Annotated in this window: 19 protein-coding genes; 13 read left to right on the top strand and 6 right to left on the bottom strand. The window is 55.6% G+C overall.

Annotation, left to right across the window (positions count from 1 at the left end; all coding sequences use genetic code 11):
• Positions 1–44: 44 nt before the first annotated feature.
• Complete coding sequence (locus A1355_RS24110; protein ID WP_064031828.1) at positions 45–1547, bottom strand: hypothetical protein; 1503 nt, start codon at positions 1545–1547, stop codon at positions 45–47.
• Between the two features lie 262 nt (positions 1548–1809).
• Between A1355_RS24110 and A1355_RS24105 the strand changes: the two genes are divergently transcribed.
• The 8 genes from A1355_RS24105 to A1355_RS24070 all read left to right on the top strand — a co-directional run bounded on the left by A1355_RS24105 (position 1810) and on the right by A1355_RS24070 (position 6569).
• Positions 1810–2361: an FMN-binding protein gene (locus A1355_RS24105; RefSeq protein WP_197471902.1), complete on the top strand. Its 552-nt coding sequence runs from the start codon at positions 1810–1812 to the stop codon at positions 2359–2361.
• On the top strand, positions 2361–2849 hold the full coding sequence (locus A1355_RS24100; protein ID WP_064031827.1) for a hypothetical protein: 489 nt from the start codon (positions 2361–2363) through the stop codon (positions 2847–2849). Before A1355_RS24105 ends, A1355_RS24100 begins: the two co-directional genes overlap by 1 nt.
• 63 nt (positions 2850–2912) lie before the next feature.
• Entirely contained in the window at positions 2913–3407 is a 495-nt protein-coding gene (locus A1355_RS24095; RefSeq protein ID WP_064031826.1) for a nucleoside triphosphate pyrophosphohydrolase family protein, read from the top strand.
• 17 nt (positions 3408–3424) lie between these two features.
• Positions 3425–4294 carry an NAD(P)-dependent oxidoreductase gene (locus A1355_RS24090; RefSeq protein WP_064031825.1) on the top strand — a complete coding sequence of 290 codons (870 nt, stop codon included), beginning with the start codon at positions 3425–3427 and terminating at the stop codon, positions 4292–4294.
• A 6-nt stretch (positions 4295–4300) separates the two neighbouring features.
• The gene (locus A1355_RS24085; RefSeq protein ID WP_064031824.1) at positions 4301–5080 is read left to right on the top strand and encodes a hydroxypyruvate isomerase family protein; all 780 of its coding nucleotides are present in this window, start codon (positions 4301–4303) and stop codon (positions 5078–5080) included.
• Positions 5081–5110: 30 nt separating this feature from the next.
• Positions 5111–5485 carry a VOC family protein gene (locus tag A1355_RS24080; protein WP_064031823.1) on the top strand — a complete coding sequence of 125 codons (375 nt, stop codon included), beginning with the start codon at positions 5111–5113 and terminating at the stop codon, positions 5483–5485.
• A 2-nt stretch (positions 5486–5487) separates the two neighbouring features.
• Entirely contained in the window at positions 5488–6009 is a 522-nt protein-coding gene (locus A1355_RS24075) for a hypothetical protein (protein ID WP_064031822.1), read from the top strand.
• A complete protein-coding gene (locus tag A1355_RS24070; RefSeq protein ID WP_064031821.1) occupies positions 6009–6569 on the top strand; it encodes a hypothetical protein in 561 nt (186 codons plus the stop codon). The genes A1355_RS24075 and A1355_RS24070 overlap by 1 nt, the downstream gene beginning before the upstream one ends.
• A 27-nt stretch (positions 6570–6596) precedes the next feature.
• Here A1355_RS24070 and trkA read toward each other — a convergent pair whose 3' ends face one another.
• Positions 6597–7958 carry a Trk system potassium transporter TrkA gene (gene trkA, locus A1355_RS24065; RefSeq protein WP_064031820.1) on the bottom strand — a complete coding sequence of 454 codons (1362 nt, stop codon included), beginning with the start codon at positions 7956–7958 and terminating at the stop codon, positions 6597–6599.
• A gap of 187 nt (positions 7959–8145) precedes the next feature.
• On the opposite strand from trkA, the gene secA reads away from it, so the two are divergent.
• The 3 genes from secA to trmL all read left to right on the top strand — a co-directional run bounded on the left by secA (position 8146) and on the right by trmL (position 14017).
• Entirely contained in the window at positions 8146–10878 is a 2733-nt protein-coding gene (gene secA, locus A1355_RS24060) for a preprotein translocase subunit SecA (RefSeq protein ID WP_064031819.1), read from the top strand.
• A gap of 149 nt (positions 10879–11027) precedes the next feature.
• On the top strand, positions 11028–13529 hold the full coding sequence (locus A1355_RS24055) for a glycogen/starch/alpha-glucan phosphorylase (protein ID WP_064031818.1): 2502 nt from the start codon (positions 11028–11030) through the stop codon (positions 13527–13529).
• Between the two features lie 11 nt (positions 13530–13540).
• Positions 13541–14017, top strand: a complete 477-nt coding sequence (gene trmL / locus A1355_RS24050; protein WP_064031817.1) for a tRNA (uridine(34)/cytosine(34)/5-carboxymethylaminomethyluridine(34)-2'-O)-methyltransferase TrmL — start codon at positions 13541–13543, stop codon at positions 14015–14017.
• A 12-nt stretch (positions 14018–14029) separates the two neighbouring features.
• On the opposite strand, the gene A1355_RS24045 is transcribed toward trmL, so the two are convergent.
• Together A1355_RS24045 and A1355_RS24040 are read right to left on the bottom strand one after the other, a co-directional pair.
• Positions 14030–14875, bottom strand: a complete 846-nt coding sequence (locus tag A1355_RS24045; protein WP_064031816.1) for a sulfurtransferase — start codon at positions 14873–14875, stop codon at positions 14030–14032.
• Between the two features lie 2 nt (positions 14876–14877).
• A complete protein-coding gene (locus tag A1355_RS24040; RefSeq protein WP_064031815.1) occupies positions 14878–15852 on the bottom strand; it encodes an NAD(P)H-quinone oxidoreductase in 975 nt (324 codons plus the stop codon).
• 77 nt (positions 15853–15929) lie between these two features.
• On the opposite strand from A1355_RS24040, the gene argC reads away from it, so the two are divergent.
• Complete coding sequence (argC, locus tag A1355_RS24035) at positions 15930–16958, top strand: N-acetyl-gamma-glutamyl-phosphate reductase (RefSeq protein ID WP_064031814.1); 1029 nt, start codon at positions 15930–15932, stop codon at positions 16956–16958.
• 88 nt (positions 16959–17046) lie between these two features.
• Here argC and xdp1 read toward each other — a convergent pair whose 3' ends face one another.
• Together xdp1 and prsT are read right to left on the bottom strand one after the other, a co-directional pair.
• Positions 17047–17904: an exosortase-dependent surface protein XDP1 gene (xdp1, locus tag A1355_RS24030; protein ID WP_197471901.1), complete on the bottom strand. Its 858-nt coding sequence runs from the start codon at positions 17902–17904 to the stop codon at positions 17047–17049.
• Between the two features lie 227 nt (positions 17905–18131).
• A complete protein-coding gene (gene prsT, locus A1355_RS24025) occupies positions 18132–20960 on the bottom strand; it encodes an XrtA/PEP-CTERM system TPR-repeat protein PrsT (RefSeq protein WP_157198019.1) in 2829 nt (942 codons plus the stop codon).
• 226 nt (positions 20961–21186) lie between these two features.
• Here prsT and A1355_RS24020 point away from each other — a divergent pair.
• Positions 21187–22200, top strand: a 1014-nt coding sequence (locus tag A1355_RS24020; protein WP_064031812.1) for a sensor histidine kinase, incomplete at its 3' end; no start/stop codon positions are given.

Below are 22200 nucleotides of genomic sequence, written 5' to 3'. Positions count from 1 at the left end.
GGGCGGATGTTGCTCAGGTCGCCGCCTCGTCGCTGTGGTTATTATTAATAGATAAAGCCGAAGCCTAGATTGAACTCGTCCCCGAACGGTACGCCGGCCGGGACCAGTTTTCGATCGCGGATGTTGCGGTAGTCGGCCTTGATGACGATATTGTCTATCGGTTTGTAGCTGAGGCCGGCTTGATAAATCCAACGATCGAGGCCGCTGCCTTTCTCGAAACCGCTAGCGACGGCGGCGACGGTGTCGTAACGCTCGACCCGGACGAATGGTGCGAGGTATTGGCTGCTTTCCTTCCAGACGAAGGGCATGATGTCGTGAGCGGCTTCCACATACCAGCCGAAGCTTTCCTTACCGATTGGGCCGTCGCCAGCGATAATCGGATTCAAGAATTCGGTGTTCTCGATACGGCTCCACGCCCCCAAGGCGCGCAGTTCCAGGCCGCGGTATTTGTATTGCAGATGGCCTTCGTAGAGTTGGGTGTAAAAATCCACGCCCTTGCCGTCGAAGTCGACCAAATTCTTTTGACTGCTGTTGCCTTGAAACGTCGATGCACCCACCATCAAGCCCGGCACAAAATTCGGCGAATAGTCCAGGCGGGCGGTGAAGGCAAAATCCTCGGCCTGGGCGTTGCTGCCGCCGCCTCTACCTTCCTTGATACCGATATTGGAGAAATTCGCGGCATTCAGGCCGTTGACGGCGTAGGCCCGATATTCCAGGCCCGGCAAGATCTCGCCGAACAGGCCGGCGCCCATTTCTCGCCAAGTGGACGGGATGATGTAGCGCTCGACGTCCGGGCGGTGATTGCCATGGTAGGTGGTCGGTTCGTGCATTTCGTTGATAAAGCCCATCGGCATCAACATCAATCCGGCACGGACGTTGTATTTGGGATTGAGCAGGAAATCGAGTTGCGAGAACTCGACGGAAATTTCGCCTTTTTCCTCGGCGCCCTCGCCGGTCGAGGCGTGTTCGAATTCGAATTCGTTGTTCAGAACGATCCAATCGTTGAATTTGTAGCCCAGGTAAATGACGGCGCGCTCCAGGTCGGCGGTGTCTTTGTTGGTGGCGCTGTCGCCGCGCGGATCGGCGTAATTGGTGTACATCGCTTCGCCGTAACCGCCGATTGAAATACCGCGATTGACCCGGTAGACGTTGGATGCGGCCGGACCCAGGCCGTACTGGCTCTTGTATTCGCGAGACTCAGGGATGAACAATTGGGTTTTCAGGCGTTCGACTTCGGTTGCCAGCACATCGGTTTTGCGTTCGAGTTCGCTGCGGGGTTCGGTCTTTCCGTTAACCGCCGGTGCGGATTGCACTGCCACTAGGGTGGTTTTTTGTTGTTCCTTCAATGTGTTGACTTCCTGCTGCAAGGCCTCGTTTTGGGCGGTTTTGGCCTTCAGCGCCTCGATTTCCTTTTGCTGTTGCTGAACGATTTTCCACATCTCCTCCATCGTGTTCGGTATTGGCGGAGCGGCATCGGCGGAACCGAGCGCCAAGCTGATTGCCCCAGCGAGGCATGCGGACGGTTTGAATTGTTTGCAAATGATCATCGGATAACCCCTTGATAGGATGTTGAGCAATAAGGTGAGTTTTCAAATAATAAATGCCAAGCATTCTCATTTGCAAGGAATATTACTAGGCCCCCTGTGGTAATTTACGAGCTACACTGGTTTGTCCGAGCGGGAAATGAGGCAAAAAAGATGGAGTAGGCTGACCGCTGGTGGACGATAAGGTTGGAAATGGTATCGGGAAAGGTTTGGCAAATCGGTTAGCTGTCTCTATCATAGCCACCCTTTATTTGCAGGAACCGTAGTGAATATTTTTAGCCTGATCAGATCATCAATAGCGTTGATTGCCCTGTTGACCGCCGCAAGTTCGGCGCTGGCGACGGTGTATTACAGCAAGGCGGAAGCGCTGAAGCTGGCCTTTGCGGAGGACGTCGGTGTCGAAGTGCTCTCGCTGTTTCCGACGCCGGAGCAGGTTACGGAAATCGAACGACTGGCTAAAGTTAAGCTCGATTCCAATCTGATTAGTCTGCATGTCGGTAAAAAACAGGGCCAGATTGTCGGGTACGCATTGATTGAGTCCCACACCGTAAGAACGCAGCCGGAAACTCTGTTACTGGTCTTGAACCCCGATGGCCGCTTACGCAACGTGTATACTCTGGCCTTCCATGAGCCGACCGAATACCAGCCGCCTGAACGTTGGTTCGCGCTATTGACTAACCGCAGCCTGGAAGATTTGAGCTTCGACAAAGAAGTTCAGGCCGTGGCCGGCGCCACCTTGAGCTCGCGGGCGGCGTTAAATAGCGCCAGAAAACTGGTCGCCATCTTCGAAGTCCTGTTGAAACCAGCAAAACCCTAATGCGATTTTTTGTGACCGGCGAACAAAACCGCCAATTGTTGATCAATTCCTTGATCCTGATGTTTTTGGCCTACGTGGCGCTGTTGTGGGTCAGTAACGGCTTGATGTATTTTCATAAGATGAGTTTGACCACCGACTCCGTCGTTACTTTCTATCTGGGTTCGGAAGAAGCCTTCACCCAGCCCAGAAGCTATCAAAGTCTGCTCGAAGTCACCCACTTTCATCTTTTTGCGATGGGCATGCTGGTGCTGACCTTAACGCATCTGATGCTGATGACCTCGTTACCGACTTTGTTGAAAGTGTGGTTAAGCGGCATCATTTACGCGGCGGCTTTGGCCGACGAAGCGGCCGGTTGGCTGGTCAGGTTTGTTGACCCACGTTTCGCCTATTTTAAGATTGCCGCGTTTCTTACCCTGGAAGCGTCGCTGCTGGCGCTGATCGTCATAGTCTCGATTTCGTTGATCCAGTCCCGACAGCGTATTCAGTAACGCGGAACGAATCCGGCCGGCTCAATCCACGCGCATTCTAAATTTCATTAACAGCGGGTAACTATGAACAAGCATTTACAATTGGTTAAGGAATTTCATCGTCAATTCGGCATTTCCCAACCCGATGACGGCGATTTAGCGCATCTGTCAGACATGGATATCGTCATGCGCCAGGCGCTGTTGTTGGATTGTGCCAGCCACACCTTCAAAGCGGTCGCTGGCGGTGACTTGCTGAAAATACTGGCGGGTTTGGTCGATTTGGCGTTCAATGCCTTGGCGGCGATTGCCTGCCGGGGTGACGAGGTGGTCACGGTGTCGGTCAATTGGCGCCAGGACGGCTCGGTATTGTCGTTGGTACGAGCCTTATCCGATAAAGTCCACCAGTGCGTCTCCGGTGAAACCGTGGACTACTCGGCCTTGTATGCGTTATGCGGGCATTTGGCGCAACGCTTCGTGAATGCCGATTTCGATCAGGCGTTTCAGTTGGTCCACGGTCATCTGATGGCCGGCCTGGACGATAGCCAACCGATCGATCTGAGTCCGGCATTGTTCGAATAAGGTAGAAGAGGGCCGCGATGCGCTATACATTGGGATTTGTCGGCATCGGCTTGATGGGTAGGCCGATGACCTTGCGCTTGCTGGATGCGGGGTTTACCGTGCGCGTCTGGAATCGCAGCCCGGAAAAGCTGAGCGACGTTGCCGCCGCCGGTGCGGCCGTGTGTGCCAGCGTTGCTGAGTTGGTCGCCAATTCCGATGTGATCTTGCTGTGTCTGGCCGATAGTGCCGCCGTGGAAAGCGTCGTGGCCCAAGGCGTCATCGCCGCCGGCAACGCCCAGAAATTGTTGATCGACCTGTCCAGCATTCATCCGGATGTTACCCGGCGCTTGGCCGCCGCGGTCAAGGCCGGTTGCGGCATGCGTTGGGTGGATGCGCCGGTGTCCGGCGGTACGGTCGGTGCCGAGGAGGGCAGTCTGGCGATCATGGCGGGCGGCGAAGCGGACGATATCGATGTCGCCCGGCAGGTGTTGCGACCACTTTACAGTCGCTTAACCCACATGGGGCCGGTCGGCAGCGGTCAGATTACCAAAATCTGTAATCAGATGATCGTCAGTTGCAACGTGCTGGTCATCGCCGAAATGATGGCGCTGGCTCGGGCGGCCGGGGTCGACGCCGAGCGGATTCCGCAAGCGCTGGCCGGCGGCTTCGCCGATTCCAAACCGCTGCAAATTGTCGGTCCGGAAATGGCGGAGAATCGTTTCGAGCCGGTGAAATGGCGGGTAGGCACGCTATTGAAAGACCTGACGATGGCGGCGGATATTGCCGGCCAAGCGGGTTCTGCGGTGCCGATGTCCGGTCTGGCCGCGCAACTGCTGCGGCTCCACGCCGGTCGCGGCTTTCTGAATCAAGATCCGGCGACCTTGATCAAACTTTACCGCGAGACTTGATTGGCGATGTTGCGTTTTTCGGCCAATCTCAGTTTGTTGTTCGACGAATACCCACTGCTCGAACGGTTCCAGGCCGCGCGCCGCGCCGGTTTCGACGCGGTCGAAATCCAGTTTCCCTACGATTTGCCGGCCGAAGCGATCGCCGACCAATTGCAGTATCATGATTTGCGCCTGGTGCTGTTCAATGTCGACGCGGCCACTTTGTTGCAGGGCGGCGAAGGCCTCGCGGCTGTACCGGAGCGCGTCGCCGAGTTTCGGCGAGCGGTGGCGCAAGCCTACCGTTACGCCCAAGTGTTGCGACCGGCGTTCGTCAACGTGTTGCCGGGCCGATGCTTGACGGCCGCGTGTCGTCCGGCGTATTGGCAAACCTTGCTGGATAATTTGCGATTCGCGGCCGACCAGTTTGCCGAATTGGGCGTCGAGACAGTGTTCGAGGTGATCAACACCTTCGACATGCCGGGCTTTTTGGTCGATAGCGGTCGGCAAATGTTGGACATCCTCGATCAAATCGGCCATTCGCATTTAAAAATGCAGTACGACATTTATCACATGACCCGGATGGGCGAGGATTGCGCGGCGTTTATCGCGGAACATGCCGAGCGTATCGGCCACATTCAGTTTGCCGACGTGCCGGGGCGCGCCGAGCCGGGGAGCGGAGCTATCGATTTTTCCGCCATGTTCGGCGCGATCGCCGGATCGGCCTATCGCGGTTGGCTCGGCGCCGAATACCGCCCGTCCGGCGCCACGGCCGACAGTTTAGCTTGGCTGCCGGCATCGACGGTATAATCGATGGGATTTTCAATCCGGGGCAGCGCCATGACCGCACACAATTTTACGTTACATCATGCCAGTCTATTGGTGTCCGATACCGAACAGTCCTTGCGGTTTTACCGCGACGTTTTGGGTATGCCGCAGACCGAGCGACCGGACTTGCCGTTTCCGGGTGCATGGCTGCAGATCGGTGCCCAACAAATTCATCTACTGGAGCTGCCCAATCCCGATCCCATCAGCGGACGTGCGGCGCATGGCGGCCGAGATCGGCATGTGGCGATGCATGTCGATTCCATCGATGCCCTCAGGGAAAGTTTAGAGCGGGGCGGTATAGAATTCACATTGAGTATCTCTGGGCGTAAAGCCTTGTTTTGCCGGGACCGGGACGGCAACGCCCTGGAGTTTATCGAGCGTCCGTAACGATGTCCGGACGTTTGGTGTGGGCGGCGTTGTTGCTCTGTGGCTTGGCAATGCTATCGTTGTTGGCCGGTTTTTTGGCGATGCAAGCGGGCTTGGCTTTGCTAACCGGCTTGCTTTATCTGATAGGCGCCAAAATTTTATTGGTGGCCTTGGGCTTATGGGGTGGCCTAGGGCTATTCGGTTTGATTACAGAGGTCAGTCGCGATCTGCGGGCTTTTTGCAGCGAAACCGCGGCGGCTTTGCGGCGCGTCGCCGCGCTGGAACTGGCCAGGCGCGCAGCCGCGACTCGCCGGGCTTTGGAGTTCAAGCAGTTGCAATATCGGGCGGCCATGCGGCGCCGGCGCATCCTGGCGGCCGACGATCGCAAGCAGTTGCGGGAGTTGTCGGCGGCTGTCGAGTCGGAATTGTTGGCGGGCAAGGCTCTGTTGCCGGCCAAGCGTTTCAAAACGCTTAGGCGCGAATTGAAACATTGTCTACGCAGCGGCGACGTCGCGGGCATCCTTGCGGTCCGCGAGCAAGTCTGATGGCGGCGATCGGGCGCTGGCTGAGCGCGGCGCTTTCATTTTGGCGGCGGGCTAGCGACGATCAGCTTGATTGGCGTTTGGCGCGCCAAGACTTGGCCGCCGAATTGCGCCGAAATCAAGCCGTCGCGGAGCAGGCGCTAGCCGCCCAGCTGCGCAAACAGGCTCAGCAATTGGCCCACGAGTTGGCAGTGAACAAAGCGCGCAACGCCAACGAACTGGCGATGGTCAAGGTTCAATGCCAGCAGGATTTAAAGGACTACCGGCAATATCTGGAATCGTTGGACAAATTGAAAAACTCGCTACGCGCCAGTTACGCGCATTTGCCGGAGGCCGTGGCATTTACGATACATCACCACGCCAAGCAGTTGCTGAACAGGATGTGGGACAGTGACGAACCGGAGGAAAAATTACGGATGGAGATGGCTTTGTTGCAATTCATGGCGGCGGTGCACGAGGACAGCCGCGCCGCGTTGCAGCAGGAGACCAGCACCGCCGGCATGCCGCAACGCGCGTTGGCGTTTATCGATGCGGATCGCGAAGGTAAACCTCTGCCGGATTAATGCCTTCGACGGGTGGCGCGGGGGCGCTCAGATCGGTTGGAAATATTCCTCGATATCCTTGACGTGCTTCTTGTTCAACGCAAACATCACCACATGATCTCCTTCCGCGAACACGGTGTCGTGATGTACCGGAATCACTTCCTTCTCGCGAATTAGCGCGCCCAGAATCACGCCGTCGGGCAGATTGACCTGATCGACCCGTAGACCGACCACCGAAGAGGCGTTTTTACTGCGATGGGCGATCGCTTCGATGGCCTCGGCGCTGCCGCCGCAAACCGAGCTGACGCCGACCACGTCGCCTTTGCGAACGTGTTTCAAGATGCCGCCTAGGGTTTCCAGCTTGGGTTGTATCGCCAAATCGATGTCGCTGCCGTCCAGCAATTTCAGGTAGGAGTTATTGTTGACCAAGCAGATGGCTTTCTTGGCGCCGAGCTTTTTCGCCAGCCCCGCCGAAATCAGGTTGATGCCGTCGTTATTGGTGATGGCGCAGAACAGATCGGTATCCTCGATCATTTCTTCCAGCAGCAGCGATTCGTCGGTGCAGTCGCCGTGCAAAATCATTGTGTTGCGCAAATCGTTGGCGATGTCCTTGGCGCGCTCGATGTTGTGTTCGATCACCTTGACGTGATAGTTGTTTTCCAGCGCTAACGCCAGACGTTTGCCGATGTGGCCGCCGCCGGCCAGCATGATGGATTTGATCGGCGATTCCAGTTTGTGTAAATCGATCAGTGTCTTACGGACCTTGTCGCGCGGGCAGACGAAAAACACCTCGTCGCCGGTGGCGATGACCGCTTCGCCGTTGACCGGAATCGCCTTGCCGTCACGAAAGATCGCGGCAACGCGGATCATACCGTCGGCCAGTTTTTCCTTGACCGCCTGGATGCGCTTGCCGGTCAAAAAGCCGGTGGCGACTACCTTGATCGAAAACAACCGCACCAAACCGTCGGCGAATTCGGAGACGTGCAGCGCGCCCGGAAATTTGATCAGGTTGCGAATGGCTTCGGTGACTACTTGTTCCGGACTGATGACGATATCGATAGGAATACCGTTAGGTTGGAACAGTTCGGGGTGGGTCAGAAAATCGATGGCCCTTACCCTGGCGATGGTTTTCGGCTTGCTGTACAGCGTATTGATTACCTGGCAGGCCAGCATATTGGTTTCGTCTCGGTCGGTCACCGCGATGACCATGTCGGCATCGCGAATCCCGGATTGCTCCAGAACGCTGGGATGCGTGGCGTTGCCTTCGACAGTGGCGATGTCCAGGCGCGCTTTAAGGGCCGTCAGCAAGTGCGATTTTTGATCGATGACCACGATGTCGTTTTCTTCGCTGGCGAGAGCGCCGGCTACCGATGAGCCGGTGACGCCGGCGCCGAGTATCACAATTTTCATACGGAGGAGGCGTGCCGGAAAATGGGTGGCGAGGTGGGAAAGTGAAGGAGAGAAATTATACCTGCATTGCCTGGCTTGTCCATGTTCCAGCGGTTTTGGCGTCGGTGGCATGGGCTTGTTTTCTAGTCAGCGCCCCCCCATAACGTTATAATCGCAAACTTTGGTTCACTCTAATACTGGAATTATCATGCTGGGGAAGCTGGTTAAAATGGTAGTTGGCAGCCGGAACGACAGGCTGATCAAGAAAAAGCGCAGAATAGTCAAGAAGATTAATGCGTTGGCCGCCGAATACGAAACACTGTCCGATGCCGCGTTAACCGCTAAGACTCAGGAATTCCGCGATCGCCTGGCACGGGGCGAAAAACTGGACCAACTATTGCCGGAAGCCTTCGCCACGGTGCGCGAAGCGTCCTCCCGGGTGTTCGGCATGCGCCATTTCGACGTGCAGTTGATCGGCGGTATGGTGTTGAATTCCGGCAAGATCGCCGAGATGAAAACCGGTGAAGGTAAAACCCTGATGGCCACGCTCGCGGCCTATCTTAACGCCTTGCCCGGCCGCGGCGTTCACGTCGTGACCGTCAACGACTATCTGGCGCGCCGCGACGCCGAATGGATGGGTAAGCTTTACGGTTTTCTGGGTTTGAGCACCGGCGTGATCGTTAGCGACTTAAACCACGAACAACGCCAAGCCGCATACGCCGCCGATATTACCTACGGTACCAATAACGAATTCGGCTTCGACTACTTGCGCGACAACATGTCGTTCAGTCTGGAGCAAAAAGTTCAGCGCGACCTGAATTTCGCGATCGTCGACGAGGTCGATTCGATCCTGATCGACGAAGCCAGAACGCCGCTGATCATCTCCGGGCAGGCCGAGGGCAATACCGACGTCTATTTGAAGACCAACGCGATCATCCCACTGCTGACCAAACAGGAAAAATCCGAAGATCCGGAATTGCAAGACAAAATGCCGGGCGATTATGCGGTGGACGAGAAATCGCGGCAGATACACCTGACTGAAGCCGGCTACGAAAAAGTCGAGCGTTTGTTGGTCGAGCATGGCTTGATCGAGGCCGGTTCCTCGCTATACGACGCGGCCAACATTCGTTTGATGCACTACCTGAATGCCTCGTTGCGGGCGCATATTTTGTTTCAGCGCGATGTCGATTACGTCGTTAAAAACGATCAAGTCATCATTGTCGACGAATTCACCGGGCGCATGATGACCGGCCGGCGCTGGTCGGACGGCTTGCATCAAGCGGTCGAAGCCAAGGAACGCGTTACCATTCAAAACGAGAACCAGACATTGGCCTCGATTACCTTCCAAAACTATTTCCGCCTGTACAACAAGCTGTCCGGGATGACCGGTACCGCGGATACCGAAGCGTTCGAGCTGAACAAAATTTACGGCTTGGAAGTTGTCGTTATCCCGACCCATAGACCGATGATCCGTAAAGACATGGGCGATTTGGTGTACTTGTCGGCGCGGGAAAAATACAACGCGGTCATCGAAGACATTAAGGATTGCGTCAAACGCGGTCAGCCGGTGCTGGTCGGCACCACGTCGATCGAAAACTCCGAGCGGATTTCGGCGATGCTGAAGCAACAAGGCATCCAGCACGAAGTCTTGAATGCCAAACAGCATGAGCGCGAGGCCCATATCATCGAGTTGGCGGGTATGCCGGGCGCGGTGACGATTGCCACCAACATGGCCGGTCGCGGTACCGACATCGTGTTGGGCGGTAATTTGAACGCCGAGCTGGCGACCTTGGGCGAAGACGCCAGCGACGATGCCAAGGAACAGGTGCGAGGTGCGTGGTTGGATCGCCATGAAAAAGTGTTGGCGTCCGGCGGTTTACACGTGATCGGTTCCGAACGCCACGAGTCGCGGCGGATCGATAACCAGTTGCGCGGTCGTTCCGGTCGGCAGGGCGATCCGGGTTCAACCCGGTTTTATTTGTCGTTGGAAGACGATTTGATGCGGATTTTCGCATCTGAGCGGGTAGCCGGCCTGATGCAGAAGTTGGGCATGCAGGAAGGCGAAGCGATCGAGCATCCCTGGGTGACTCGGTCGATCGAGAGCGCCCAGCGCAAGGTGGAAAACCGCAACTTCGATATTCGTAAGGAAATTTTGGCCTACGACGATGTCGCCAACGATCAACGCAAAGTGATCTATTCGCAGCGCAACGAGTTGATGGCCGCCGAGGATATCAGCGACATCGTGGCGGCGATACGCGCGGATGTGCTCAACGACGCGGTGACCCAGTTCGTGCCGCCGAAAACGATGGAAGAACAATGGGATATTCGCGGTCTGGAACAGCATTTATCGCAGGATTTTAACCTGAGCATGCCGTTGGTCGAGATGATGGCGCGGGACAAAACCTTGAACGAAGCCAAGCTGCGGCATTTGGTCGTCGAGAAAGCCGAGCAGGAAGCCAAGGCCAAGGAAGACAGTATCGGCGCTTCCGTGATGCGTCACTTCGAAAAATCGGTGATGCTGCAAGTCCTCGACAACAGTTGGAAGGAGCATTTGGCGGCGATGGACCAACTGCGCCAAGGCATACATTTCCGCGGTTACGCGCAAAAGGACCCCAAGCAGGAGTACAAGCGCGAGTCCTTCCAAATGTTTACCAGCTTGTTGAATCACATCAAACAGGAAGTCGTGACTATACTCTGCAAGGTGCAGGTCAGTCGCGAGGAAGATGTCGAAGCGATCGATCAACAACGCCAAGCGCCGCAGGAAATGCATTACGAACATGCCGAGGCTTCGTCGCTTTTCGAATCCGGCGACGAAACGGCCGAGCCGGCCGACGAGAATGGGGTACCGTTTGTACGCGGTGATCGTAAGGTCGGTCGTAACGATCCGTGCCCTTGCGGTTCGGGTAAAAAGTACAAGCAGTGTCACGGTAAGCTGAGCTGATCGGGTTGACGGGCGGCTCCGCCAGTCGCCCGACTCAAGTCGTCCGGTTTTGAGCGGATCGGATTGTTTGCCCGGCTTGCCGGGAGTGTATCGTCATCCATGTTTGCGCTATGGCTTCCAGAGATTCATTGTTTTACAGGGTAATCACGATGCCGCATAGAGTTTTTCATAAGAGCAATCCCGCTTCCGACATCACCAAGCTGCCCAAGTTGGGGATGGAAAAGAAGCATTTCATCTCCGATTTCAAACACTATTACAGCCATCGGTTGGGGCGAGACGAAAATTGCCGTTCGCCGCACTATGCCTACGAGGCTTTGTCGTTGACCATCAGCGACAGGTTGGTCGAGCGCTGGAAAAAAACTTACAACGTCTACCGCGATTCGGATTGCAAGAAGGCCTTTTATCTGTCGATGGAGTTTCTGATCGGCCGGTCCCTGAGCAACGCGATGCTGAATTTGGGCGTGGACGACGTGGTTACTCAAGCGCTATACGATCTCGGTTTGGAAGCCGAGGAACTGGTGGAGAGCGAGCCGGACGCCGGTTTGGGTAACGGGGGCTTGGGTCGGCTGGCGGCCTGTTTCATCGACAGTTGCGCGACTTTACAGTTGCCGGTCACCGGTTACGGGCTGCGTTACGAATACGGGATGTTTACCCAACAGATCGTCAATGGCGAGCAGGTCGAGCGGCCGGACCACTGGCTGCGGATGGGCAACGTTTGGGAGATCGAACGTCCGGAATACATGCATCGGATCAAATTCGGCGGCCGGACTCAAAGTCACATTGACGAACACGGCAATCGGCGTACCAGTTGGATAGAAACGCACGATATTCTGGCCATGCCTTACGACACGCCGGTACCTGGCTACAAGAACGGTACCGTCAATACTTTGCGGCTTTGGAAGGCAATCGCCACCGAAGAGTTTAATCTGCAGGAATTCAACGCCGGCGACTATGCCGAGGCGGTCGCTCAGAAGGTCACCGCCGAGAACATCACGATGGTGTTGTACCCCAACGATGCCAACGAAAACGGCAAGGCGCTACGCCTGCAACAACAATACCTGCTGGCATCCGCCAGTTTGCAGGACGTGATCGCAAACTGGGTCGGGCGGCACGGCAACAATTTCTCGAAGTTTTCCGAAAAGAATTGTTTTCAACTAAACGATACCCATCCCAGTATCGCGGTTGCCGAATTGATGCGTCTGCTGATGGATATCCATGGGTTGTCCTGGCGCGATGCCTGGAATATCACCCGCAACACGATGGCCTACACCAATCACACGCTGTTGCCGGAAGCCTTGGAAAAATGGTCGGTCAATCTGATGCAAAGTTTGTTGCCGAGGTTGTTGGAGATCATCTACGAGATCAACGCGCATTTCCTGGCCGAAGTGTCGGCGCGTTGGCCGGGCGACGGCGAGCGCATGGCGAGAATGTCCATCATCGAAGAAGGCCCGACGAAAATGGTGCGCATGGCCTATTTGGCGATCGTCGGGAGTTTTTCAGTCAACGGTGTGGCCGAATTGCATTCCAAATTGCTGAAGGAAGGCTTGTTCCGGGATTTCTACGAACTGTGGCCAGGCAAATTCAACAACAAAACCAACGGCGTCACACCGAGGCGTTGGCTGGCCGGTTGCAATCCCGAATTGGCGGAATTCATCACCGAAACCATCGGCGATGCCTGGATCACCGATTTGTCGCAATTGGCCGAGCTCAAACCCTATGCCGACGATGCGGCATTTCGTAAAAAATGGTACGAATTGAATCGGGCGAGCAAGCAACGTTTGGTGGATTTCAAGAAATTCGAGTACGACATCGATATCAACGTCGATGCCTTGTTCGACGTGCAGGTCAAGCGGATCCACGAGTACAAGCGGCAAGTCCTGAACGTGCTGCATGTGATTCATCTCTACGACCGGATCAAGCGCGGCGACACCGACAACTGGGTGCCGCGTTGCGTGTTGATCGGCGGCAAGGCGGCGCCGGGCTATGCGATGGCGAAGAAAATCATCAAGTTCATCAACAATGTCTCGCATGTGATCAACAACGATCCGGATGTCGGCGACAAGTTGAAACTGGTGTTTTTGCCCAACTATTGCGTCTCGGCGATGGAAAAGATTTGTCCCGGCGCGGACTTGTCCGAGCAAATTTCGACGGCCGGCAAAGAAGCATCCGGTACCGGCAATATGAAATTCATGATGAACGGCGCGTTGACGATAGGCACGTTGGACGGCGCGAACATCGAAATCCGCGAGGAAGTCGGCGAGGAGAACTTTTTTCTGTTCGGCTTGACCGAAGCCGAGGTGGAAGCGTTGCGGGGTCATTACGACCCGGAGGCGTACATCCGTGACGATAACGATCTGCAGCGGGTCATGTATTTATTGGAATGCGGCCATTTCAATCGCTTCGAGCCGGGTATGTTCGACGACATTATCGCGTCGATTAAAAGTCCCAACGACCCCTGGATGACCCTTGCCGATTTCCGCAGCTACCTGGAAGCGCAGAAACGCGTCGACGCCGCGTACCGGGATCAAGAGCATTGGACGCGGATGAGCATTATCAACACCGCCGCCAGCGGCAAGTTTTCGACCGACCGGACCATCAGCGAATATAATCACGACATTTGGCACTTGACGCCGATCCAAGTCGAGGGATAGCCGGGCGGGCGATGCTGGATATCGTGCTGTTCGAACCGGAGATTCCCGCGAACACCGGTAATATTATCCGGCTATGCGCCAATACCGGTGCGCATCTGCACCTGATCCGGCCGCTGGGTTTTGAGCTGGACGACAAGCGCTTGCGCAGAGCCGGTTTGGATTATCACGAGTGGGTCAATATTCGTCAGCACGGCTCGTTGGCAGACTACTTGGAGCGCGGAAAGCCCAAACGTTTGTTCGCGTTTACGACCAAGGGCACCAATGTGTTTAGCCAAGTGCGCTATCAAGCCGGCGATGCCCTGTTGTTCGGGCCGGAAACGCGCGGATTGCCTCAGGAATTCCTGGAGAGTTTGCCGCCCGAGCAAAAGCTCTACTTGCCGATGCGGGCAGAGAGCCGTAGCCTGAATTTATCGAATACTGTCGCCGTGGCTTTGTATGAGGCCTGGCGACAATTGGGCTATCCGGAGGCCTTGCCGAAGGCACGTTGAAACGCCTCCATGTCAACCCTTCGCTAGCGGGCGATTGCGGTCCCGGATCCATTCGCTCCACGAGCCGGCATACAGCCGAGAACCGCCTAGTCCGGCGATTTCCATTGCCAACAGGTTGTGGCAAGCGGTCACGCCGGAGCCGCACATATGGACGACTTGTCGGGGCTCGATCGGACCGAGAATATCCTGGAATTGCGCTTTCAGATAATTGGCCGGTAAAAAAAAGCCTTTGCTATCCAGATTGGCCTGAAACGGCCGATTCCGCGCGCCCGGTACATGGCCAGCGACCGGGTCGATCGGTTCCTGCCGGCCCGCGAAGCGCTCAGGGGTTCTAGCGTCGATTAAAACGATTTCATGTTTGGCCAGACCGTCCCGAACCTTGTTCGCGTTCAGCCAACGGCTATCGTCAAGATAGCAACGAAACGTGCCGGAAATTGGTTTCGGCAATATCGTCGTTACCGGTTTGCCCTGGCGCCGCCAGTTTCGGTAATCGCCATCCAGCACCGCAACCCGGTCGTGTCCCATTGCGCGCAACAGCCACCACAACCGTCCGGCAAAGGCGCCGGAAGCGTCGTCATAAACCACGACTTGATGGCGGGCACTGACTCCCCAGGCAATCAGCTTTGCGGTCAGTGCCCGAAAGTCCGGTAATGGATGGCGGCCCGTATAATCTCGGATGGGCGCGGAGAGGTCTTGATTGAGATCCGCATAGCGGGCGCCTGGGATATGATGCTGGCGATAAGCCCGATGTCCAGCTTCCGGCTCGGCCAGCGAGAAGCGGCAGTCGACGATCAGCCAATTCGGGTCGTCTAGGTGGGTGCTTAGGGTGCCGGCCGAGACTAGCGTAGTGTAAGACATCGTTATACCTCCAGGATAATTTTTCCGATATGTTGAGAGCTTTCCATTCTGGCGTGGCCTTCCGCGGCGTTTGCCAGAGGATAGAGTGAGTCGATGACGGGTTTGATTCGGCCCGATTCAAGCAAGGGCCAGACTTGGCTCAGCAATTGTTGGGCAATCGCGGCTTTGAATTCATCGTCCCTTGCGCGTAAGGTAGAGCCGGCGATAGTCAGCCGCTTCATTAAGACCGCCGCCAAGTTGATCTCGGCCTTGGCGCCGGTTTGAATCGCGATCTGCAACAGGCGGCCGTCAGGCGCCAGCGCTTTCAGATTACGCGGAAAATAGTCGCCGCCGACGATGTCCAGTACCACGTCCACGCCCCGCCCCACGGTCAATTGCTTGCAGGTCTCGACAAAGTCGTGGTCACGATAATTGATTGCCGCTTCGGCGCCGAGTGTCATGCAAAAATCGCATTTCTCTCGGCTGCCGGCGGTGACGATCACTCTGGCACCAAGCGCACCGGCGAGTTGGATAGCTGTCGTGCCGATGCCGCTGCTACCGCCGTGGACCAATAAACATTCGCCGGAGCATAACTTGGCTCGGTCGAATAGATTGCTCCAGACCGTGAAAAAGGTTTCGGGAATCGCGGCGGCCTGCACATAGTCAAAGCCGGCCGGTATCGGTAGACAACAGATCGCACTGGCTATTGCGTATTCAGCGTAGCCGCCGCCGGTCAACAAGGCGCAAACGCTGTCCCCCGGTTTGGGAGAGACGACGTCCGAGCCGGTTTCAATCACCGTGCCGGCGACTTCCAGGCCTAAAATGGGGGATGCGCCTTCCGGTGGGGGGTATAAGCCGGCGCGCTGCGCGAGATCCGGGCGATTGACGCCGGCGGCGGAGACCTTGATCAGGACTTGGCCGTTGTCTGGCTTGGGCGTCGGCAATTCGGTTAAAGCGAGTTGACGAGCTTCGCCGGGAAGAATGGTGATCGCGCGCATCGGCGTCTGCGGTTGGGGAAGAGTGTCGTATTATATGCGGCCATTTCGAGTATTAGCGGATTTTCAGCGAGATCAACATGATAAAAGCGGGCATCGTAGGCGGCACCGGATATACAGGGGTCGAATTGTTAAGAATCCTGACATTGCATCCCGAGGTCGAGGTCGCGGCGGTGACATCGCGGGCCGATGCGGGCACGCGGGTCGACAAAGTCTATCCTAGTCTGCGCGGCTATTGCGATGTGGTCTTCACGCGACCGGAAATAGAAAACCTTCGCGACTGCGATGTAGTGTTTTTCGCGACGCCAAACGGAATCGCGATGACCATGGCAGAGGCTTTGCTCGCACTGGGCATCAAAGTGATCGATTTATCCGCCGACTTTCGACTGCAGGATAGTGCGGAATGGGAGCATTGGTACGGCGTCGAGCACGCCTGTCCGGAGCTGATCGGCGAAGCGGTTTACGCGCTGCCGGAAGTGAATCGCGCGGCGATACGCGCCGCCAGATTAATTGCCTGTCCGGGTTGTTATCCGACGGCCGTGCAGCTGGGATTTTTGCCGTTGCTGGAGCATGGGCTGGTTGATGTCGGTAATCTGATCGCCGACTGTAAATCCGGCGTTAGCGGTGCCGGTCGCAAGGCCGAGCTGTCCTCGCTGATGAGCGAGGCCGGCGAGAGCTTCAAAGCTTACGGCGTGGCGGGTCATCGGCATTTGCCGGAGATTCGTCAAGGCTTGCGGCGCGCCACGACCGAAGGGGTCGGCCTGACCTTCGTACCGCATCTGACGCCGATGATTCGCGGCATACACGCGACCTTGTACGCCAGATTGACCAAGTCGGTCGATTTGCAGAGCCTGTACGAAACTCGGTATCAAGATGAAAAATTTGTCGATGTGCTGCCGGCCGGCAGTCATGCCGATACGCGTAACGTCAGAGGCAGTAATCGCTGCCAGATCGCGGTTCATCAGCCACAGGGTGGCGATGTCGTCGTGATTCTGTCGGTCATCGATAACCTGGTTAAGGGCGCCTCCGGTCAGGCGGTGCAAGCGATGAATTTGACGATGGGTTTGGATGAGTTTATCGGATTGGAGTTGGTGCCGCTTTATCCGTAGTCTGTATGCCATGACAAACAAAAAGGCCCGTCCCAGCGGTTACTGGGGCGGGCCTTTTTGTTTCGGTGCCGAATAGCGATGGACGGGCTTAGGCTATTAGCAAATTTCCGCGAGTGTCTCTCATCCTGGCTCTAAAACCCAGCAAGCCCAGCGCAATCAATAGGGCGCTGGCGGGTTCCGGCACGCTGCCCGTAGTGGTGCTGACGATGCCTGAAACGGCGGACAATTTAAAGTAGTCGTTGCCGAAGCTTAATAATGAAGTCGAATCGCCTTTACCGGTTCCCGCGCTGGTCGTATAAGCGCTGATCAGCCAGTAACTGGAGGACACATTATCGGAATTGATCGCTTTAGCGGTGTTGGTCGAACCCATATTGTAATTACCGATGAAAGACCAACCGGCGCTGAGTAACTGAGCAAAGGTATGGTTGGCGATTGCGGCCGCCGCAGGCAAGGCGCCACCTACTAGAGAACCAGTGTAGGCCAGCACTGAAATGTCGGCATCTCCATTGATGTAGCCAACACTCAGGCTGTCGATATCGACACCGTTGGAGCCAAAATACAGCAACGCCGCGTCGACGTTTCCGTCAGGCGCGTAGTCGGTATATGACGACGCGCTGCCATCATTGTCGAACGCATGGTCCGGCTGGCTGCCGAGTGTGCCGTCGTTACTAGCGGCGGTCGCCCCTAAGCCGTAACCGGAATACAAAGCCAGGGTTGCCGCGGCAAAAGTTGATGCGGGTGTGGCTGAGGTGGACGACGTTGAAAATGCCGATACCGTTAGGTTAGGCGCGCCCGCCGCGGATGATGAGAATGCCTGACTGTTGCCAGAGGTCGGAGAGTAAGTTGGGTAGTTTGCCGTACAGCCATTTAAACAATTCGCCGTATTTAACAAATTCCAGGCGGTAGCGTGCGCGGAAAGTGGCGAAAGAATGAAGGCTGCCAGCACTAAGTATGTTCTAGTCATTTGGGGATCTCCGTATTTAGCAGGTGTGCTCGCCCGGTATTCTCTATAATTTCCGATATAGAAACACTGTACTGAAGGGTTAAAGCGGGAAGCGTCAATATTTTTACAGCAAGAAATGTGCGTATATTTGTTTTATATGTAATTTCAATTGCTTGGTATTGCTTGTTAGGGGCGGGGAACTGCGCGTGTAAAATAAGCCGACATGAGAGTTAGCGGTTGAGTTTTTCCAATAAAATCTTTGCTTTGTCGATCCCGTTAAATGATTGGCCACTATTCAAGGCTTCTTGCAACTCGGCCTTGGCTTCGTCATTCCGCTGCAGCATTTCTAACGCCGCAGCAATATGGTAACGAATTTCCGGGTCGCCGGATAAGCGAGAGTGTGCGTCGCGTAGGTAGCGAAGGCCTTTTTCCGGGTTCCCGGTATTGGCCAGAATCCATCCTAATGTGTCGTTTGCCGAAGGATGCTCGGGCGCCAATTTGACGGCGTTTTCCGCTAAAACCAGAGCTTTGGGATTGCCCAGATTGAAGTATACGTAGGCGAGATTGTTTAAAAACTGTGGTTCGTCCGGGAATTTTTTCAAGAGCTTATCGTACTGTTTTTCGGCGGCGGCAAATCTGCCGGCACGCATGTTTTCTTCAGCCAACGCAGCCAGCGGTACGTTATCTTCGGGGTGTTTTTCTAACCAGTTGCTCAGTAGACCGTAAGCTTCCGAGTTCCGGTCGGTTTGCTTCAACGCATCGAACAACTTCATCAATACTTGCGAGTTAGGCTCCAGATTGAAGCCTTCCTGAAAGTGCGTTACGGCTAATGCGTAATTTTTGTCATGCATCGCGATATCGCCCAACAAGGTGCGGGCGAAACTTCGGTTTGGGTACTGCTGACGTAAATTTTCGGCGCGGCTAAGCGCAAAAACCGGCTTTCCGTAGTTCAGCTCGGTTTCCACCAGCGCGATCTGCGATGGCAGATGTTTAGGGTCGGCCAGGACCGCTTTCTTTAACGTTTTGATGGCTTCATATTGGTCTTCGGCGTCCAATTGACGACGGGCGACTTTGTAGAGCAGTTTCGCGCTCAGTCTGGCTTGATCCGCCATGCGGATGTAAATTGCCAGCGCTCGATCTCGGCTATTGTTCGCCAAGTAGCAGCGCGCAAGCGCGTCCAGCACTTTATGGTCGTTTTTATCGATGAGTTCGGCGGCTTCGGCGATACTGACGGCTTCCGTGGTTTTGCCGGTGTGTAATTTGACTTCGATCAGCGCCAGTAGAACCGGTATGGACTTTTGATCGACTTTGCGGGCCTTGGCCAGCCAGGACTCCGCGCGTTCGGGATTCCCGGCGGCCAGTTCGATCAGCGCCAACTCCGTCATCAGCGTCACATTATCGGTTTGTTTATTTAGCAGGTTTTCCAGTCTGGATTTTGCAGCATCGAGTTTATTCTCGGCTGCATCCAATCGGCCCAAATTCACATAAGCGGCTACGAAATTAGGTTCCAGTTCGATCGCGCGTTCAAAACTTTGTCTGGCCTGTTTGTATTGTTTCGCGCTGACTTGGGCGGTGCCCATTAAGTTGATCAGTGTAATATTTTTCGGCGCTTGTTCAACCATGGCCTTTGCAACGCGTAGCGCGTTTGCGGATTCGCCCCGGCTGATATAAATCGACACTAAATGGGTTCCGGCCTGAGTATTGCCGGGGTTGTTTTTGAATGACGCTTCCAACTCTTCGGCGGCCATCTGCTCTTGCCCCATCGACAGCAGGTTTAAGCCGATTTCGGTGTGGATTTGCTCACCATCCGCGCTTAAAGCCGAAGCCTTCTCCAACATGGTGCTGGCCAAATCGTGTCTGCCGGTGCGCATATAGGCGCTTCCCAGTAAAAACATCAGGCGATAGTCCCGAGGATTTCGGACTAATACCGGTTTGAGTAGGGTAATCACTTGTTCAGGTTCGTTTTTCGCAAGCAGTGCCGATGCCAGCAATTTATAGCCACCGATTTGTTCCGGAAATTGGCGGACGTACAGCTGCAAATGGCTTACCGCGATATCGTAGCGCTGCAGGCCGAAGTTTACCAAGCCTGACAACATCAAGGTCTGCGCGTGGGCGGTTACTAGTTCCGGCTTTAGATTGACTAACGTATCCGCCGCGGTATTGAGTTCCTTGACCGACTCGTCGATTCGATTGTTGCGCGCCAGAATGACCGATCTTAGATAGTTGCCTCTTGGGTCGAACGAATAATGTTCCTTGACGTAGTCCAAATCTTGCAGGGCCTGATCGTCACGATGCTGATCCATCAGTATCCCTATGCGGGCCAGGCGGGCGTCAAGATGTTCCGGTTGGGCCGCCAAGGTGGCGTCGTATTCCGTCAACGCCCCATTTAGGTCTCCTTGAGAATGCTTGATCGAGCCTATAACGAAGCGTACGCCGGGATCGTCGGGCTTCATCTGCAGTGCCTTGTCCGTGGCGGTCCGCGCGCCGTCGATATCGCCGCGACGTAATAAGGTATTGGCGCGCCCAATCAGCGAGTCGATTTGTCCCGGATTGATTTGGCTGGCCATATCGTATTCGTTAAGGGCGGCGCTGAGTTCTCCCAATTGCACATAAGCGTGGCCTCGAAACAAGTGAAGGGTGGGTTGCAGATCCCGGCTGAATCGGCTGGGATCGATTTCCTTAATCAATTGATCGTATTTGAGCTGATACAAGTACAACTGCGCCAGTGGCTTAATGAGCAGGGCTTGATCGGCGCCCAATTGCTTGGCCTGAGTCAGTTGCACCTCGGCTTCCGACAGCGACTGTTGTTTGAGGTAGATTTCGCCCAATAAAATATGCGCGGCGACATAGTTGGGGTTTTCTTGCAGCGCATTTTTTAGGTCAATGATCGCTTCCGGTAAATTTTGATTCTGCTGTGCCTGAATCGCTTGCTCGTAAAATTGACCGGCTCGAATTTCGTCGGAAATAGCGGCTTGAAACGGCGACAAGGTCGAAGCAAGCAACAACGCGGCGGGAATCCGGCGTAACGGTGGGCGAATTTCGGGCGGATGCTTGTGCATGGCGTTATGACGGTGATTGGTTAGCTCCGATAGCATAGCCTGAAAGAGGTCCCGCCACCAGCCGTATCGCGCGATTGAATCGATACCCGTTCTATCGAACTTGCCAGACTGCGGGAGAGCGGCGCCAAAATCTTGGCGTGATGGTTTAAGTGTTTGAAAATATGTGTAAATTATTCATGGTCCGGTTTTTGCTTTTTGCCTGGCGTAACCACTAGGCGTCAAGATTATGGAGACTTTCAGCTATCACCAACAATGGCAAGCCGAACGTTTGACCGATGCGTTTCGGGCCTTCAATGCCTTGTCCGAAAATCTAGCCCAGTCCTATCAAGGGTTGGAAGAGCAAGTGACCGCCCTGAACCGCGAACTGGCGGCGGCGCGCGACGAACGCGTGAACACCTTGATCGAAAAGGAAAGACTGGCCAGCCGTTTGCAACAAATTCTGGCGGCGCTGCCTGCCGCGGTGATCGTGCTGAACCGAGAAGGGGTGGTGATCGATTGCAACGGCTACGCGGTCGATTTCCTCGGCGAGCCCTTATTGGGCGAGAGTTGGTGGCAAGTCGTTGGTCGCAGTCTTCAGCCGGTGTTCGATTCCCCGCACGAGAGGCAACTGCGTGACGGCCGTACCGTCAACATCACCTACAGCGCCTTGGGTAACGGCGCGGAGCAGCTGATTTTATTGTCCGACGTTACCGAATTGCGTTCCCTGCAGAATTTATTGGCCCGTCAAAAGCAATTGAGCGCGATGGGTGAGATGGTGGCCGGATTGGCCCATCAGGTGCGCACACCGCTATCGACCGCCATTCTGTACGCCTCGCAAATCAATACGCCGGGCTTGAGCGGCGAAAAGCGCCTGCAATTCTCCGCCAAGATACTGGAACGCCTGCACTATTTGGAAAGGCAGGTTAACGATATGCTGATTTTCGCCAAGCAAGGCCGAATGGCCATGCAGGACTTCGAGTTGCAAACCTTGTGGCTATTGTTGGCGGATAGTGCCGATGCGCTGACTTGCGATTTTACGCTCGAGGACCGATCCGGTATCGCACGTTTGACCGGGAACCAGGATGCATTGCTCGGCGCGTTGCTGAATCTGCTGACCAACGCCGTAGAGGCCGGAGCCCGGCGTGTCATTTTGACCGCGACGGCCGGAGAGGAGGGCGATTTGTCCATCGAAGTGGTCGACGATGGACCGGGTGTGCCCGAACCACGCCGGGAGCGCTTGTTCGAGCCGTTTTTCACGACC

This window comes from Methylomonas koyamae (genome assembly GCF_001644025.1).
GTDB classification, from domain to species: Bacteria; Pseudomonadota; Gammaproteobacteria; order Methylococcales; family Methylomonadaceae; genus Methylomonas; species Methylomonas koyamae_A.
The sequence above is the reverse complement of the archived record's forward strand: the minus strand, read 5'-3'. Positions and strand labels throughout refer to the sequence as shown.

Bases quoted from the DNA above. Each gene is read 5' to 3' on its own strand.
- A1355_RS24110 (WP_064031828.1), bottom strand. From the start codon at position 1,547: ATGATCATTTGCAAACAATTCAAACCGTCCGCATGCCTCGCTGGGGCA.
- A1355_RS24100 (WP_064031827.1), top strand. From the start codon at position 2,361: ATGCGATTTTTTGTGACCGGCGAACAAAACCGCCAATTGTTGATCAAT.
- A1355_RS24095 (WP_064031826.1), top strand. From the start codon at position 2,913: ATGAACAAGCATTTACAATTGGTTAAGGAATTTCATCGTCAATTCGGC.
- A1355_RS24090 (WP_064031825.1), top strand. From the start codon at position 3,425: ATGCGCTATACATTGGGATTTGTCGGCATCGGCTTGATGGGTAGGCCG.
- A1355_RS24085 (WP_064031824.1), top strand. From the start codon at position 4,301: ATGTTGCGTTTTTCGGCCAATCTCAGTTTGTTGTTCGACGAATACCCA.
- A1355_RS24080 (WP_064031823.1), top strand. From the start codon at position 5,111: ATGACCGCACACAATTTTACGTTACATCATGCCAGTCTATTGGTGTCC.
- A1355_RS24075 (WP_064031822.1), top strand. From the start codon at position 5,488: ATGTCCGGACGTTTGGTGTGGGCGGCGTTGTTGCTCTGTGGCTTGGCA.
- A1355_RS24070 (WP_064031821.1), top strand. From the start codon at position 6,009: ATGGCGGCGATCGGGCGCTGGCTGAGCGCGGCGCTTTCATTTTGGCGG.
- trkA (WP_064031820.1), bottom strand. From the start codon at position 7,958: ATGAAAATTGTGATACTCGGCGCCGGCGTCACCGGCTCATCGGTAGCC.
- secA (WP_064031819.1), top strand. From the start codon at position 8,146: ATGCTGGGGAAGCTGGTTAAAATGGTAGTTGGCAGCCGGAACGACAGG.
- A1355_RS24055 (WP_064031818.1), top strand. From the start codon at position 11,028: ATGCCGCATAGAGTTTTTCATAAGAGCAATCCCGCTTCCGACATCACC.
- trmL (WP_064031817.1), top strand. From the start codon at position 13,541: ATGCTGGATATCGTGCTGTTCGAACCGGAGATTCCCGCGAACACCGGT.
- A1355_RS24045 (WP_064031816.1), bottom strand. From the start codon at position 14,875: ATGTCTTACACTACGCTAGTCTCGGCCGGCACCCTAAGCACCCACCTA.
- A1355_RS24040 (WP_064031815.1), bottom strand. From the start codon at position 15,852: ATGCGCGCGATCACCATTCTTCCCGGCGAAGCTCGTCAACTCGCTTTA.
- argC (WP_064031814.1), top strand. From the start codon at position 15,930: ATGATAAAAGCGGGCATCGTAGGCGGCACCGGATATACAGGGGTCGAA.
- prsT (WP_157198019.1), bottom strand. From the start codon at position 20,960: ATGCACAAGCATCCGCCCGAAATTCGCCCACCGTTACGCCGGATTCCC.